This is a genomic window from Variovorax sp. (assembly GCF_965279555.1).
Classification (GTDB): domain Bacteria; phylum Pseudomonadota; class Gammaproteobacteria; order Burkholderiales; family Burkholderiaceae_C; genus Variovorax.
Map to the genome: position 1 here is coordinate 3,440,597 of NZ_OZ257247.1, position 14,374 is coordinate 3,454,970.

15 protein-coding genes are annotated in these 14,374 nt (G+C 67.9%); 12 read left to right on the plus strand and 3 right to left on the minus strand.

Annotation, left to right across the window (positions count from 1 at the left end; translation table 11 throughout):
- Positions 1-7: 7 nt before the first annotated feature.
- From ACQY8B_RS16270 to ACQY8B_RS16290, 5 genes are all read left to right on the plus strand, one after another.
- On the plus strand, positions 8-1,162 hold the full coding sequence (locus ACQY8B_RS16270) for an ABC transporter substrate-binding protein (protein WP_422087663.1): 1,155 nt from the start codon (positions 8-10) through the stop codon (positions 1,160-1,162).
- Positions 1,163-1,265: 103 nt separating this feature from the next.
- Positions 1,266-2,147 (plus strand): branched-chain amino acid ABC transporter permease, encoded by an 882-nt coding sequence (locus tag ACQY8B_RS16275; protein WP_422087664.1) that lies wholly within the window; start codon positions 1,266-1,268, stop codon positions 2,145-2,147.
- A 1-nt stretch (position 2,148) separates the two neighbouring features.
- Positions 2,149-3,012: a branched-chain amino acid ABC transporter permease gene (locus ACQY8B_RS16280; RefSeq protein WP_422087665.1), complete on the plus strand. Its 864-nt coding sequence runs from the start codon at positions 2,149-2,151 to the stop codon at positions 3,010-3,012.
- On the plus strand, positions 3,009-3,812 hold the full coding sequence (locus ACQY8B_RS16285) for an ABC transporter ATP-binding protein (RefSeq protein ID WP_422087666.1): 804 nt from the start codon (positions 3,009-3,011) through the stop codon (positions 3,810-3,812). The genes ACQY8B_RS16280 and ACQY8B_RS16285 overlap by 4 nt, the downstream gene beginning before the upstream one ends.
- Positions 3,809-4,543: an ABC transporter ATP-binding protein gene (locus ACQY8B_RS16290; protein WP_422087667.1), complete on the plus strand. Its 735-nt coding sequence runs from the start codon at positions 3,809-3,811 to the stop codon at positions 4,541-4,543. Before ACQY8B_RS16285 ends, ACQY8B_RS16290 begins: the two co-directional genes overlap by 4 nt.
- A 139-nt stretch (positions 4,544-4,682) precedes the next feature.
- Here ACQY8B_RS16290 and dxs read toward each other — a convergent pair whose 3' ends face one another.
- The 3 genes from dxs to xseB are packed head-to-tail and all read right to left on the minus strand — an operon-like array spanning position 4,683 to position 7,745.
- Positions 4,683-6,536 (minus strand): 1-deoxy-D-xylulose-5-phosphate synthase, encoded by a 1,854-nt coding sequence (gene dxs / locus ACQY8B_RS16295; RefSeq protein WP_422087668.1) that lies wholly within the window; start codon positions 6,534-6,536, stop codon positions 4,683-4,685.
- A gap of 22 nt (positions 6,537-6,558) precedes the next feature.
- On the minus strand, positions 6,559-7,482 hold the full coding sequence (locus tag ACQY8B_RS16300; RefSeq protein WP_422087669.1) for a polyprenyl synthetase family protein: 924 nt from the start codon (positions 7,480-7,482) through the stop codon (positions 6,559-6,561).
- Positions 7,479-7,745 carry an exodeoxyribonuclease VII small subunit gene (gene xseB, locus ACQY8B_RS16305; RefSeq protein WP_081266851.1) on the minus strand — a complete coding sequence of 89 codons (267 nt, stop codon included), beginning with the start codon at positions 7,743-7,745 and terminating at the stop codon, positions 7,479-7,481. The genes ACQY8B_RS16300 and xseB overlap by 4 nt, the downstream gene beginning before the upstream one ends.
- Positions 7,746-7,974: 229 nt before the next feature.
- Here xseB and ACQY8B_RS16310 point away from each other — a divergent pair, with 229 nt between their 5' ends.
- From ACQY8B_RS16310 to ACQY8B_RS16340, 7 genes are all read left to right on the plus strand, one after another.
- Complete coding sequence (locus ACQY8B_RS16310; protein WP_422087670.1) at positions 7,975-9,114, plus strand: aromatic ring-hydroxylating oxygenase subunit alpha; 1,140 nt, start codon at positions 7,975-7,977, stop codon at positions 9,112-9,114.
- A gap of 73 nt (positions 9,115-9,187) precedes the next feature.
- Positions 9,188-10,120, plus strand: coding sequence for a DMT family transporter (locus tag ACQY8B_RS16315; RefSeq protein ID WP_422087671.1), 933 nt, complete (start codon positions 9,188-9,190; stop codon positions 10,118-10,120).
- A gap of 52 nt (positions 10,121-10,172) precedes the next feature.
- On the plus strand, positions 10,173-11,081 hold the full coding sequence (locus ACQY8B_RS16320) for a sulfurtransferase (protein ID WP_422087672.1): 909 nt from the start codon (positions 10,173-10,175) through the stop codon (positions 11,079-11,081).
- The gene (locus ACQY8B_RS16325) at positions 11,078-11,656 is read left to right on the plus strand and encodes a DUF2796 domain-containing protein (RefSeq protein WP_422087673.1); all 579 of its coding nucleotides are present in this window, start codon (positions 11,078-11,080) and stop codon (positions 11,654-11,656) included. Before ACQY8B_RS16320 ends, ACQY8B_RS16325 begins: the two co-directional genes overlap by 4 nt.
- Before the next feature lie 4 nt (positions 11,657-11,660).
- A complete protein-coding gene (locus ACQY8B_RS16330; protein ID WP_422087674.1) occupies positions 11,661-12,407 on the plus strand; it encodes an ABC transporter ATP-binding protein in 747 nt (248 codons plus the stop codon).
- Entirely contained in the window at positions 12,404-13,666 is a 1,263-nt protein-coding gene (locus ACQY8B_RS16335; protein WP_081266856.1) for an ABC transporter permease, read from the plus strand. Before ACQY8B_RS16330 ends, ACQY8B_RS16335 begins: the two co-directional genes overlap by 4 nt.
- A 2-nt stretch (positions 13,667-13,668) precedes the next feature.
- Positions 13,669-14,307, plus strand: coding sequence for a DUF3299 domain-containing protein (locus tag ACQY8B_RS16340; protein ID WP_422087675.1), 639 nt, complete (start codon positions 13,669-13,671; stop codon positions 14,305-14,307).
- Positions 14,308-14,374: the final 67 nt, after the last annotated feature.

Genomic DNA, 14,374 nt, shown 5'->3' on the forward strand with positions numbered 1-14,374 from the left:
CAAAGACATGAGACTCCCTAATTCCTTCAAGCCCGCATTGCTCGCGTTCGCCGCGGCCACCGCTTTCGGCGCGCAAGCCGCCGACATCAAGATCGGCGTCGCGGCCGCACTGTCCGGCGGTGCCGCCCAGTACGGCGCCGCCATCCGCAACGGCTTCCAGCTGGCCGCGGACGAAATCAACGCCGCCGGCGGCATCAACGGCGACAAGATCGTGCTGGCCGTCGAAGACGAGCAAGGCAAGAAGGAAGACGCGATCAACGTCTTCAAGAAGCTGATCTTCCAGGACAAGGTCCTGATGACCTTCGGCCCCACGCTGTCGAACTCGGCCCAGGCGGCCGACCCGATCGCCCAGGCCGCCAAGACGGTGGCCTTCGGCACCTCGAACACGGCCGACGGCATCACCTCGATCGGCGACTACGTGTTCCGCAACTCCGTGACCGAGGCCGACGTGCTGCCCGAGACCCTGCGCGTGGCCATCAAGCACGCCAACGTGAAGAAGGTCGCTGTGCTGTACGGCAACGACGACGTGTTCACCAAGAGCGGCTACGACAACTTCAAGAAGGCCCTGGAAGACCTGAAGCTGCCCGTGACCACGACCGAGACCTTCGCCAAGGGCGACGTCGACTTCAAGGCCCAGCTCACCAAGATCAAGGCCACCAACCCCGACGCCATCGTGCTGTCGGCCCTGCTGGCCGAAGGCGCGCCGATCATGGTGCAGGCCCGCCAGCTCGGCCTGAACGTGCCGGTCATCGGCGGCAACGGCATGAACTCGACCAAGATCTTCGATCTGGCCAAGGGCAGCTCGGACAACCTGTACGTCGGCAGCCCCTGGTCGGCCAGCAACGCCACGCCCGAGAACACCAAGTTCCAGAAGGCCTACAACGACAAGTTCAAGATGGCGCCCGACCAGTTCGCCGCGCAGGCCTACGACGGCCTGTACGTGGTGGCCCAGGCGCTCAAGGGCGTGAAGCTGTCGGGCAACCTGGCGGCCGACCGCACCGCCCTGCGCGACGCGCTGCCCAGCGTGAAGTGGACCGGCGCCACCGGCGCCTTCGCCTTCGCACGCGCCAAGGACAAGGCCGGCAAGCCCGCCGGCTACGACGCGCAGCAGACGGCCATCGTGAGCGTCACGAAGGGCACCGCGTTCGTGATCGAGAAGTAAGCAAGCAGTCCCGGTGGCGGGCCGCGCGGCCCGCCATGCCTCCCGCATATGGCGCAGGACAGTCACTGCGCCGTTTTCTTTTTTGACTTGACGAAAGCCCATCGTGCTCGATCAGCAGCTTGTCAATGCCTTGTCGCTGGGGTGCGTCTACGCACTCTTCGCGCTCGGCTTCACACTCATCTTCGGCGTGCTCGGCGTCATCAACCTCTCGCACGGCGCGGTGTTCATGGTCGGTGCGTATGCCGCGGCCGAATTCATGCGCGTGTCGGGCATGCCGCTGTGGGTCGGCCTGCCGTTCGCCTTCGCGTTCTGCGGCGTCATGGGGTTCCTGATCGACGTGCTGGTGCTCAAACCGCTGCGCAAGCGCAACGCACCCCACCTGATTCCGATGATCGCCACCATCGGCGTGGCCATCATCCTGAACAACGGCATCCAGGGCATCTTCGGCGCGGAGAACCTGCGCTTCCCGCCCGGCACCATTCCCGACGACGCGCTGGTGTTCGCCGGCATCCATGTCACCGTGCTCGAACTGGGCATCGTGCTCGCGTCGTTCGTGCTGATGGGCGTGCTGATGCTGTCGCTGCAGCGCACGCAACTGGGCCGCGCGCTGCGCGCCATCGCAGAGTCGCCCAAGGCGGCTTACCTGGTGGGCGTGAACGTCGAAGGCCTGTTCTTCCTGACCTCGTTCGTGGCGGCCGGCCTGGGCGGCGTGGCGGGCGTGCTGATCGGCCTGTACTCGAACGCGCTCTTCCCGCTGATGGGCCAGCCGATGCTCGAGAAGGGCATCGCGGTCATCATCCTGGGCGGCATGGGCGACATCCGCGGCGCGCTGCTGGGCGGCCTGTTCCTCGGTTTCGCCGAGGTGCTGTCGGTGGCCTACGTGGGCTCCAACATGCGCGACGCGGTGGCCTTCGGCCTGCTGTTCCTCGTGCTGCTGGTTCGTCCCAAGGGCCTCTTTGGTTCGCTGAAGGAGCGCAAGGTCTGACATGGAAGCCCTCGACAACTTCTGGTCGGTCTACAGCAACTTGGTGCTCTCGCTGGGCATCAACGGGCTGCTGGCACTCTCGATCTGGCTCACCCTCGCCTGCGGCATGCTGGCGCTGGCCAATGCCGCATTCATGGGCATCGGCGCTTACACCGCGTCGATCCTCACGCTGAACTACGGCGCCCCGTTCCCGGTGGCCATTGCCGCGGGCATGGCCGCGCCGGCGCTGGTCGCCTTCATCATCGGCAAGCCGACGCTGCGGCTGTCGGGCGTGTACCTGGCCATGGCCACGCTGGCCTTCGGCGAGGTGGTGCGCATCGCCATCCTGAACGCCGAGTCGCTCACGGGCGGCGCGCTGGGCCTGAACGGCATTCCGCAATCCACCGAGTGGTGGCACGTGGCGCTGGCGCTGGCGCTCGTGCTGCTGGTGCTGTGGCGCATCCGCCGCTCCAAGGTCGGCCGCGCCTTCGAGGCCATCAAGGAAGACGAAACCGCCGCCGGCCTGATGGGCATCGACGTGGCGGGCCACAAGATGCTGGCGTTCGTGCTGGGCGGCGCCATTGCAGGCCTGGCGGGCACGCTGAACGCGCACCTGACCTTCTTCATCGGCCCGGCCGAGTACGGCTTCAACCGCGCGGTCGACATCCTGACGATGGCAATCCTCGGTGGCATCGGCAGCCTCACCGGCCCGGTTCTGGGCGGCACCATCCTCACGCTGCTGCCGGAAATGCTGCGCGGCCTGGGCGCGTTCCGCCTCGTGGTCAACGGCTTCATCCTGGTGCTGATCGTGCTGTTCCTGCCCAAGGGCATCTGGGACCCGGCGCGCATCCGCCAGTGGTTCGGACGCAAGGGGAGCGCAGCATGAGCGAACAGACTCTTCTGACGCTGAAGAACGTGTCTCGCCACTTCGGCGGACTCAAGGTCCTGCAGGACGTGAACCTGGACATTCCCAAGGGCGGCATCTTCGGGCTCATCGGCCCGAACGGCGCGGGCAAGACGACGGTGTTCAACCTCATCACCGGCCTGCTGCCCACCACCAGCGGCACGATCCACTTCCAGGGCCGGGACCTGGCGGGCCGCAAGCCCTTCCAGATCACGCGTGGCGGCATCGCGCGCACCTTCCAGAACATCCGCATCTTCAAGGAGATGTCGCTGCTGGAGAACGTCACGGTCGGCATGGACGCCAAGCTGCGCTACGGCCCGCTGGGCCTGCTGGCGGGCACTGGCCTGTTCCGCAGCGAGGAAAAGCGCGCCCGCGACCGCGCGCGCGAGCTGCTGAGCTGGGTCAAGCTCGACCACAAGGCCAACGACGTGGCCGACAACCTCTCGTACGGCGACCAGCGCAAGCTGGAGCTGGCGCGCGCGCTGGCCACCGAGCCCACGCTGCTGCTGCTCGACGAGCCGGTGGCCGGCATGAACAGCACGGAAAAGAGCGAGCTGATGGTCGAGATCGAGAACATCGCGGCGCGCGGCTTCACGGTCTTCATGATCGAGCACGACATGCGCTTCGTGATGGGGCTGTGCCAGCAGATCGCGGTGCTGAACTTCGGCCGCATCATCGCGCGCGGCGGGCCCGAGCAGATCCGCAACGACCCGCAGGTGATCGAGGCCTACCTCGGCCGCGAGGACGACGAAGCCACGAACGACCAGGAGGCCGCGGCATGAGCGCCGGTAAGACGAGCAACCCCTTGCTGCAGGTGCAGGACCTGAAGGTGAACTTCGGCCATGTGCAGGCGGTGAAGGGCATCGATTTCGAACTGCACGAAGGGCAGATCACCACGCTGGTCGGCGCCAACGGCGCGGGAAAGTCGACCACGCTGCTGGCGCTGTCGGGCCTCGTCAAGAAGACGAGCGGACGCGTGCTGTTCGCGGGCCGGGACATCACGGCGCTGTCGCCCCACAAGATCGTGGCCGGCGGCGTGGTACAGGTGGCCGAAGGCCGCGCCACGCTGACCACGCTCACGGTGCGCGACAACCTGGAACTCGGCGCCTACACGCGCCGCGACGGTGCGGCCGCGCGCGCAGCCGACCTGGAACGCATCTACACCCTGTTCCCGGTGCTGAAGGACCGGGCCGATGGCCTGGCCGGCAACCTCTCGGGCGGCGAACAGCAGATGCTGGCCATCGGCCGCGCCCTGATGGCCAAGCCGCGCGTGCTGCTGCTGGACGAGCCCTCGATGGGCCTGGCGCCGATCATCGTGCAGGACATCTTCCGCACGCTGCGCGAGATCAACAAGCAGGGGCTGACGATCTTCCTGGTGGAGCAGAACGTGCGCCAGGCGCTGAAGATCGCGGACCGGGCTTATGTGATCGAGACGGGCAGCATCGTGCTGTCGGGCACCGGGCGGGAGCTGCTGGGCAACCCGAAGGTGCAGGACGCGTACCTGGGGAGCTGACGGGTCTTCGGTATTCCTCCCTCCCCCGCTGGGGGAGGGTCGGGGCGGGGGCACGGCGGCCTTTGAAATGCTGCGGCTTTTTTCAGGCCGCTTGCCCCCATCCCAGCCTTCCCCCAGCGGGGGAAGGAGCGAATCCGGGTCAGGCGCGGCCGAAGCGGTCCGCGATGGACTTCTCGATACCCGCCGCATCGAGCCCGATGCCGGCCAGCAGCTTCGCCGGATCGCCGTGCTCCACGAACTGGTCGGGCAAGCCCAGCTGCAGCACCGGCTTCTGCACGTTGGCAGCCTGCAGCGCCTCGAGCACCGCGCTGCCGGCACCGCCCATGATGGCGCCCTCTTCCAGCGTCACGATGGCATCGTGCGTGCGCGCGACCTGCAGCAGCAGTTCCACATCCAGCGGCTTGGCCCAGCGCATGTTGACCACCGTCGCATCGAGCGACTCGGCCGCCGTCAGCGCCGGATACAGCAGCGTGCCGAAGGCGAGGATCGCAATGCGCTTGCCCTCGCGGCGGATCTCGCCCTTGCCCAAAGGCAGCGCGTCCAGCGTCAGATGCGGCGCCACGCCGGCACCCGAGCCGCGCGGATAGCGCACCGCCACCGGATGGCTCTGCTCGTAGGCGCTGGTCAGAAGCTGGCGGCACTCGCGCTCGTCGGCCGGGCACGCGATGCTCATGTTCGGTATGCAGCGCAGGAACGGAATGTCGTAGGCACCCGCGTGCGTGGCACCGTCGGCACCCACCAGGCCCGCGCGGTCGAGCGCGAACACTACCGGCAGGTTCTGGATCGCCACGTCGTGGATCAGCTGGTCGTAGGCGCGCTGCAGGAAAGTCGAGTAGATCGCGACCACCGGCTTCAGCCCTTCGCAGGCCAGGCCGGCAGCGAAGGTCACGGCGTGCTGCTCGGCGATGCCGACGTCGTAGTAGCGGCCGGGGAAGCGCTTCTCGAACTCCACGAGCCCCGAGCCTTCGCGCATCGCGGGCGTGATGCCCACGAGGCGGCCGTCGGCGGCGGCCGTGTCGCACAGCCACTGGCCGAACACCTGCGTGAAGGTCTGCTTGGCCGCGGCGGTGGACTTGACCAGCCCCACCTGCGGATCGAACTTGCCGGGGCCGTGGTAGGCCACCGGGTCGGCCTCGGCCAGCTTGTAGCCCTGGCCTTTCCTGGTGACCACGTGCAGGAACTGCGGACCCTCGAGATGCTTGAGGTTCTCGAGCGTGGGTACCAGCGAATCGAGATCGTGGCCGTCGATCGGGCCGACGTAGTTGAAGCCGAACTGCTCGAACAGCGTGGCCGGCACGACCATGCCCTTGGCATGCTGCTCCAGCCGCTTGGCCAGCTCGAACAGCGGCGGCGCATTGCGCAGCACGCTCTTGCCCACGCTCTTGGCGGCGGCGTAGAAATTGCCGCTCATCAGCTGCGCGAGGTAGCGGTTGAGCGCGCCCACCGGCGGGCTGATCGACATGTCGTTGTCGTTCAGGATCACGAGCAGCTTGCAGTCGCACACGCCCGCGTTGTTCAGCGCCTCGAAGGCCATGCCGGCGGTGAGCGCGCCGTCGCCGATGATGGCCACGGTGTGGCGGTCCTCGCCCTTCTGCTTGGCGGCCATGGCCATGCCCAGGGCGGCCGAGATGCTGGTCGACGAGTGGGCGGTGCCGAAGGTGTCGTACTCGCTCTCGCTGCGCTGCGGGAAGCCCGAGATGCCGCCGATCTGCCTCAGCGTGGGCATGCGCTCGCGCCGGCCCGTGAGGATCTTGTGCGGGTAGGTCTGGTGGCCCACGTCCCACACCAGCCGGTCGTGCGGCGTGTTGAACACGTGGTGCAGCGCGACCGTCAGCTCGACCGTGCCGAGGTTGGAGCTCAGGTGGCCGCCGGTGCGCGAGACGTTGTCGAGCACGCAGGCGCGCACCTCGTCGGACAGCTGGCGCAGCTGCGCCCGGTCGTATTTGCGGATCGGCGCGGGGTCGTGGAGTGTGGGAAGCAGCGGAGCAGCCATGGGGGAGGTTTGTTCTTTTCTCTCAGCGATCGCGGTCGACCACCATGTGGGCCAGTGCACGCAGGGCGGCAGTGTCGGCCAGGCCGCTCTTTTCCAGCGCGGCGAGCGCGTCGGCCAGCAGCTGGCGGGCCTGGGCGCGCGCGCCGTCGAGGCCGAGCAGCGATACGTAGGTGGGCTTGTCGGCCGCGGCATCCTTGCCGGCGGTCTTGCCGAGGGTTTGCGAGTCGGCGGTGACGTCGAGGATGTCGTCGACCACCTGGAATGCGAGGCCGATGGCCGCGCCGTAGTCGCGCAGTGCGGCCAGCGCGGCGGGCGTCACGGCGCCGCAGGCGGCGCCCATCTCTACGCTGCCCTGCAGCAGCGCGCCGGTCTTCAGGCGATGCATTTCGCGCAGCCGCGCCTCGTCGAGCGCGATGCCGACGCTGGCCAGGTCGATGGCCTGGCCGCCGGCCATGCCCTGGCTGCCAGCGGCACGTGCGAGCAGGCGGCACAGCAGGGCCTGGGTGGCAGCGGGAACCTCGTCGCCTTCGGGCGTGAGCAGCTCGAAGGCCAGGGCCTGCAGCGCGTCGCCGGCCAGCAGGGCGTCGGCCTCGCCGAACTTGACGTGGACCGTGGGTTTGCCGCGCCGCAGCACGTCGTTGTCCATGCAGGGCAGGTCGTCGTGCACGAGCGAATAGGCGTGGATCAGCTCGGTGGCGCATGCGGCGCGCAGCGCGGCGGCCTTGTTGCCGCCGACGGCCTCGCTGGCGGCCAGCACCAGCAGCGGCCGCAGGCGCTTGCCGCCGTCGAGCACGGCATAGCGCATGGCGTCGCCCAGCAGCACGGGGGCGTCGACGCCGACCCAGCGCGACAGCGCCGCCTCGACGTTCGCCAGGTGGGGATCACACCAGGCGGCCAGGGTCTTTGCGTCCCAGCGGGGGGAAGCCGTGATCGTGGCCGTGCTCATTCGGAAGTCCAGACCTTCAGGCTGCCCGCATCGAGCACCTTGATCTGGTCTTCGACCGCCTGCAGCTTGTCGCGGCAGAAGGCGAGCAGCGCGGCGCCGCGCTGGTAGCTGACGAGCAGCTGGTCGAGGGGGAGCTGGCCTGATTCGAGTTCCGCAACCAGCTTTTCCAGCTCCTGGAGCCCGGCTTCGTAACTGGCGGGCAGCGGGCCCGTATCAGGCGTTGCCGCCGGGCTGGACGAGGAAGGGGTTGGCACCTTGGGCATGCAAGCGAAACGTGGGTGAAACCGGGCATTTTAGGACTGGGACGGGAACAAGCGGCCAGCGCCTGCGGGCCACCCCGCCACGGATCGAGCCAAAAGATGCCCCCCGGGTACAATGCGAACTTCTCTCGTTGGCAACGCCAGCACATTCTTCGGGCCGCCGAGCCATCCAGGCGGCGCCTTTCCGTTCTTTTTCCTTTTTCTCCCTGTGGGGAGCTTGGTCAGGTCATCCATGTCTGATTTAAGTCTTCAACTGCAGCAGGCCGCGAGCCAACTTCCAGTTTCCGCGTATTTCGACGAGGCGCTCTATGCCCGCGAAATGCAAAACCTTTTCTCGCGAGGGCCCCGCTACGTCGGCCATCGCCTGGCCGTGCCCGAGCAGGGCAACTTCCACACCCTGCCGCAGGAGCACCAGGGCCGTGCGCTGGTCCACACGCCCAAGGGCGTGGAGCTGATCTCCAACGTCTGCCGCCACCGCCAGGCCCTGATCCTGAAGGGCCGGGGCCAGCTCGACAGCCAGACCGGCGGCAACATCGTCTGCCCGCTGCACCGCTGGACCTACGCCGCGAGCGACTCGCGCACCACCGGCACCCTGATCGGCGCACCGCACTTCGAGCAGGACCCCTGCCTGAACCTGCACAACTACCCGCTCACCGAATGGAACGGCCTTCTGTTCGAGAAGAACGCCGACGGCTCCGGCCCCGACGTGGCCGCCGACATGGCCGGTCTCGGCCCGCAGGCCGACCTCGACTTCTCGGGCTACTCGCTCGACCGCGTCGAACTGCACGAGTGCAACTACAACTGGAAGACCTTCATCGAGGTCTACCTCGAGGACTACCACGTAGGCCCGTTCCACCCGGGGCTGGGCAGCTTCGTCACCTGCGATGACCTGCGCTGGGAGTTCAAGCCGCGCTATTCGGTGCAGACGGTGGGCGTGGCCAACCGCCTGGGCCGCGCGGGCAGCCCGATCTACCAGAAATGGCAGGAGCAGCTGCTCAAGTACCGCGACGGCAAGCCACCGAAGTACGGCGCCATCTGGCTGACCTACTACCCGCACGTGATGGTCGAGTGGTATCCGCACGTGCTGACCGTGTCGACCCTGCACCCGGTCAGCCCGACCAAGACGCTCAACATGGTCGAGTTCTTCTATCCCGAGGAAATCGTCGCCTTCGAGCGCGAATTCGTCGAAGCCCAGCAGGCTGCCTACATGGAAACCTGCGTGGAAGACGACGAAATCGCCGAGCGCATGGACGCGGGCCGCCGCGCACTGATGCTGCGCGGCGACAACGAGACCGGCCCCTACCAGAGCCCCATGGAAGACGGCATGCAGCAGTTCCACGAGTGGTACAAGGCTGCAATGCAGCAGCCCTGAGCCCCTGCCGCCTCCGGCCCGATGAAACCATCGGGCTTTTTTATTTCCTTCTAGTTTTCGAGACTGACTGACGATGCAAGCGCTCTGGATGGTGCTCGGCGCCTTTTTGTTCGCCACGATGAGCGTGGTCGTGAAAATCGCCTCGGAGTGGTTCAACAGCGGCGAGATGGTGCTGGGCCGAGGCCTCATCGGCATCGTGTTCCTGTGGCTGCTGGCACGCAACCGCGGCGTCTCGCTCGCCACCCGGTACCCCGGCATGCACGCCTGGCGCAGCACCATCGGCGTGATCTCGCTGGGCGCGTGGTTCTATGCCATCGCCCACCTGCCGCTGGCCACCGCCGTCACGCTCAACTACATGAGCAGCGTGTGGGTCGCGGCCTTCCTGGTCGGCGGCGCGCTGCTGGCCTGGGTGCCGGTGCCCGGGCGCGACGGCCGGGTTGAGCGCCCGCCGCTGCAGGGCACGCTGGCCATGACGGTGCTCGCGGGCTTCGCGGGCGTCGTGCTCATGCTCAAGCCCACGGTCAGCGGCAACGAAGGCTTCGCCGGCATGCTGGGCCTGCTGTCGGGCCTGACCGCCGCCTTTGCCTACATGCAGGTGGTGGCGCTGTCGCGCATCGGCGAGCCCGAGCTGCGCACGGTGTTCTATTTCGCGGTCGGCTCGGCAGTGGCTGGTGCCTTCGCCACGGCGGCCACGGGGTTTTCGGGGGGTGCCTCGTGGACATGGCAGCATGCGCTGTGGCTGCTGCCGATCGGCCTGCTCGCCGCCCTCGGACAGCTGTGCATGACCCGCGCCTACGCCACCGCCAAGACCCAGGCCGGTACGCTGGTGGTGGCCAACCTGCAGTATTCGGGCATCGTCTTCGCGGCCTTCTACGGCGTGGTGCTGTTCAACGACCGGATCGACGCCTCCGGCTGGGGCGGCATGGCTCTTATCATCGCAAGCGGCATTGCCGCAACTGTGTTGCGGCAACGGGCGGTGCCCAAGGCACCTGCCGAAGAACATTGAACTGAATCGAAACAGCGGGCCCGCGCGGCCCCGGCAACGAAGGACAAACGCCATGTACACCACCCTCGTCACCGTCGACCAGCTGCGGCAACTGCAGGCCGGCGACAAGCCTTTCATGCTGTTCGACTGCAGCTTCGACCTCATGAAGCCCGAAGCCGGTGCGCAGCTGTACGCCGCCGCGCACATCCCGGGCGCGCTGTACGCCAACCTAGACACCGACCTCAGCGCGAAGCACGGCGCACCGGGCGCCCACGGCGAAGTCGTGACAGCGCAGGAAGACGGCGTTCCCGCATCGGGCGGGCGCCACCCGCTGCCGAGCCGCGAGAAGTTCGCGGCATGGCTCTCGGGCATCGGCTTTGCCAACGACATGCAGGCCGTGGTGTACGACCGCAACGGCGCCAACTACTGCGGCCGCCTGTGGTGGATGCTCAAGTGGATGGGCCACGACGCAGTGGCCGTGCTCGACGGCGGGCTGCAGGCCTGGCAGGCCGCGGGCGGCGAGGTGACCGACCGCGAGGAGCCCGCGCGCTTCCAGTCGAACTTCGTGGCGGGCGAGCCCATTGCGAAGCTCGTGACCACCGACATCGTGCTGGGCCGGCTCGGCCAGCCTGACCAGAACCTGATCGACGCACGCGCCGGCGCACGTTACCGCGGCGAGGTGGAACCTCTGGACCCGATCGCCGGTCACATCCCCGGGGCCCTGAACCGGCCCTTCGCCGAGAACATCGGCCCGGACGGCAAGTTCAAGCCGGCATCGCAATTGCGTGCCGAGTTCGAATCGCTGCTCGCGGGACGCGACCCGGCGACCGTCGTCCACCAATGCGGCAGTGGCGTGAGCGCCGTGCCCAACCTGCTCGCGATGCAGATCGCGGGGTTCGGGACGACCGCGCTCTATGCCGGCAGCTGGAGCGAATGGAGCAACACGCCGGGGCTGCCGACCCGGCAAGGCGCTGAACCATGAAGCACACCCGACTCCGACGCACCACCGGTCTCGCAATCGCAGCCGCGCTGTTCGCGGCCGCCCCGTTCCTTTCCGCGCAGGCACAGCAGCAGCATGCGCACGTGCACGGCCAGCTCAAGCTCGACGTGGCCGTCGACGGGCCCACGGTGGTGATCGACATGGAGTCGCCGCTGGACAACATCGTCGGCTTCGAACGCGCCCCCAAGACAGACGCCGAGAAGAAAGCCGTCGAAGACGCCGTGGCCGTGCTGCGCGCGGCCGACAAGCTCTTCATCGTCGACCCGGCCGCCAACTGCAAGCTGGGCCCGGTCGACCTGCGCTCGGGCGCACTGGGCCTGGGCAACCCCGACCCGGCCGAACCCGTCGGCCATGCCGACCTCGACGCCACCTTCTCCTTCAACTGCACCAATGCGGCCGCCGCGAAGTTCATCGACGTGAACCTGTTCGGCGCGTTCAAGGGACTGCGCCAGATCGATTCGCAGATCGCCTCGGCGCAAGGCCAGTTCAAGCGCCAGCTCAAGCGCCCCGCCGGCGCGCAGGCGTCGCAGCCGGTCCGGCTGAGCTGGGGCAAGTGACGCTGTGAGCAACTCCCCGCAGGGCGAGACGCCGGCATTGCGCGTCGTTCTCGCTGCAGAAGCGCTGCGCTTCTCATGGCCCGGCGTGAAGACGCCATGCATCGACATCGAGGCCTTTCGCATCACCGCCGGCGAATCGGTGTTCCTCCACGGCCCCAGCGGCTGCGGCAAGAGCACGCTGCTGTCGCTGCTGGCCGGCGTGCTGGTGGCCGACGAAGGCCGCGTCACGCTGCTGGGCCACGACTGGTCGAAGCTCTCGGGCACCCAGCGCGACCGCAGCCGCGTGGCGCACGTGGGCTACATCTTCCAGCAGTTCAACCTGCTGCCGTACCTGAGCGTGATCGACAACGTGCTGCTGCCCTGCCGCTTCTCCGCGCGGCGCGAGGCGCAGGCCGCGCGCAACGGCAGCGCCCGCGACGAGGCCGAGCACCTGCTCGCGCAGATGGGCCTGGACCGCAACCTCTGGAAGCGACAGGCGCTGCAGTTGTCGGTCGGCCAGCAGCAACGCGTGGCCGCGGCGCGCGCGCTCATCGGCCAGCCCGAAGTGGTGATCGCGGACGAACCCACCTCGGCGCTCGACGAAGACCGCCGCGAGGCCTTCCTCGACGTGCTGCTGACGGCCTGCGCGCAGAACAACAGCGCGCTGGTGTTCGTGAGCCATGACCAGCGCATCGCGCAGCGCTTCGTGCGGCACGTGCTGTTGCCCGAGATCAACCGCGCGGCCGCCAGCGCAATGGCGGTGGACGCATGAAGGCCCTGTTCTCGATTGCCTGGCGCAGTGCATGGAACCGGCGCTTCACGCTCGCGCTCACCGTGTTCTCCATCGCGCTGTCGACCTTCCTGCTGCTGGGCGTGGAGCGCATCCGCACCGAGCTGCGCGAGAACTTCGCGTCTTCTGTTTCCGGCACCGACCTGATCGTGGGCGCGCGCACCGGCTCCACGCAGCTGCTGCTGTATTCGGTGTTCCGCATCGGCGCGGCGACCAACAACATCTCGTGGAAGAGCGTGCAGGCGCTGCAGGCGCACCCCGGTGTCGACTGGGTGGTGCCGCTGTCGCTGGGCGATTCGCATCGCGGCTTCGCGGTGCTGGCCACCTCGCCCGAGTACTTCACGCGCTTTCGCTACGGCGACAGGCAACTGCTGAAGATGCGCGAGGGCAAGCCCTTCAGCGAGCTCTTCGACGCGGTGGTCGGCGCCGAAGTGGCCGACAAGCTCGGCTACCACGTGGGCCAGAAGATCACGCTCGCGCACGGCAGCGGCGAACTCAACGTGGCCGAGCATGCCGACAAGCCCTTCACCGTGGTGGGCGTGCTCGCGCGAACCGGCACGCCGGTCGACCGCACGGTGCACATCGGCCTGCCGGCCATGGAAGCCATCCACCTCGAATGGGTGGGCGGCGCGCCGATGCCCGGCGTGCACATTCCGGCCGAGCAGGTGCGCAAGTTCGACCTCACGCCCAAGAACGTGACGGCCGCGCTGGTGGGCCTGAAGAACCGCGCCGCCGTGTTCGGCGTGCAGCGCTGGATCTCCACTTACACCGGCGAACCGCTGATGGCCATCCTGCCCGGCGTGGCGCTCGACGAACTGTGGAGCGTGATCGGCATCGGCGAGAACGCGCTGCTGCTGATGTCGGCGCTGGTCGCGCTGGTGAGCCTCGCGGGGCTGGTGTCGGTGGTGATGGCGGGCCTCAACGAGCGCCGCCGCGAACTCGCCGTGCTGCGCGCCGTGGGCGCAGGGCTGCGCCACGTGCTGGCGCTGCTCGCGCTCGAAGGCGCGATGGTCACGGTGCTGGGCGTTGCCTTCGGCGTGGTGATGGCAGTGCTGGGCATCGCCCTGCTCTCCCCATGGCTGCAGGCGCAGTTCGGGCTGACACTGAGCCTTTCCGAACCTACACTGAACGAATGGCTGCTGATGGCGAGCCTGCTGGTCGCGGGCTGGCTGGCAAGCCTCTTGCCTGGCATCCGCGCCTACCGCCTCTCGCTGGCGGACGGCCTTTCCCCAAGGATATGAACATGCGCATCGCAAAGAAGACACCCACGGTCCAGCCTTTCATGCGGCTTTCAATGCTGCTCGCCGGTGCCGGCCTCGCGGCCGCTGCCTGGGCCGCCGACCCGGCACCCAAGGACACCACGGCCACCAACCCGCTCGGCGGCAAGGCAGCAGCCCCGGCGGCCGCCAAGGCCACGCCGGGCCAGCCGCGCCAGATCACCTGGGAAGAGCTGGTGCCCAAGGACTGGGACCCGGCCAAGGAGTTCAAGGGCATGGACCTGAGCGCACTTGATGACGGCGACCCGCGCGCCAACGAGCTGCTCATGAAGATGCAGGAGGTGTCGAACAACGCACCGACCAACCCCGCCATGAATGGCATGGAGGTCAAGATCCCGGGCTTCATCGTGCCGCTCGAAGAAGCCAAGGGCGAGGTCACCGAGTTCCTGCTGGTGCCCTACTTCGGCGCCTGCATCCACACGCCGCCGCCGCCGGCCAACCAGATCCTGCACGTGGTGCCGCAGAAGGGCGCCAAGTTCCGCGCCATGGACACCGTGTGGGTGACCGGCAAGCTGCAGACGCTGCGCAACGACTCCATGATGGGCGTGAGCGGCTACCACGTCAGCGCGGCCAATGTGACCAAGTACACGGGCGGCGCCAAGTAGGTCTTTGGGCCGACAGCAGCGGACTGTGGTCCCGCGCCGACAGGGTTGACGGCGCGTCGCCGACACA

Excerpts from the sequence above, each read along its gene's own strand:
- ACQY8B_RS16325 (WP_422087673.1), top strand. The coding sequence starts at position 11,078 with ATGAAGCACACCCGACTCCGACGCACCACCGGTCTCGCAATCGCAGCC.
- ACQY8B_RS16280 (WP_422087665.1), top strand. The coding sequence starts at position 2,149 with ATGGAAGCCCTCGACAACTTCTGGTCGGTCTACAGCAACTTGGTGCTC.
- ACQY8B_RS16340 (WP_422087675.1), top strand. The coding sequence starts at position 13,669 with ATGCGCATCGCAAAGAAGACACCCACGGTCCAGCCTTTCATGCGGCTT.
- ACQY8B_RS16335 (WP_081266856.1), top strand. The coding sequence starts at position 12,404 with ATGAAGGCCCTGTTCTCGATTGCCTGGCGCAGTGCATGGAACCGGCGC.
- ACQY8B_RS16315 (WP_422087671.1), top strand. The coding sequence starts at position 9,188 with ATGCAAGCGCTCTGGATGGTGCTCGGCGCCTTTTTGTTCGCCACGATG.
- ACQY8B_RS16310 (WP_422087670.1), top strand. The coding sequence starts at position 7,975 with ATGTCTGATTTAAGTCTTCAACTGCAGCAGGCCGCGAGCCAACTTCCA.
- ACQY8B_RS16320 (WP_422087672.1), top strand. The coding sequence starts at position 10,173 with ATGTACACCACCCTCGTCACCGTCGACCAGCTGCGGCAACTGCAGGCC.
- ACQY8B_RS16290 (WP_422087667.1), top strand. The coding sequence starts at position 3,809 with ATGAGCGCCGGTAAGACGAGCAACCCCTTGCTGCAGGTGCAGGACCTG.
- ACQY8B_RS16285 (WP_422087666.1), top strand. The coding sequence starts at position 3,009 with ATGAGCGAACAGACTCTTCTGACGCTGAAGAACGTGTCTCGCCACTTC.
- ACQY8B_RS16270 (WP_422087663.1), top strand. The coding sequence starts at position 8 with ATGAGACTCCCTAATTCCTTCAAGCCCGCATTGCTCGCGTTCGCCGCG.
- xseB (WP_081266851.1), bottom strand. The coding sequence starts at position 7,745 with ATGCCCAAGGTGCCAACCCCTTCCTCGTCCAGCCCGGCGGCAACGCCT.
- dxs (WP_422087668.1), bottom strand. The coding sequence starts at position 6,536 with ATGGCTGCTCCGCTGCTTCCCACACTCCACGACCCCGCGCCGATCCGC.
- ACQY8B_RS16300 (WP_422087669.1), bottom strand. The coding sequence starts at position 7,482 with ATGAGCACGGCCACGATCACGGCTTCCCCCCGCTGGGACGCAAAGACC.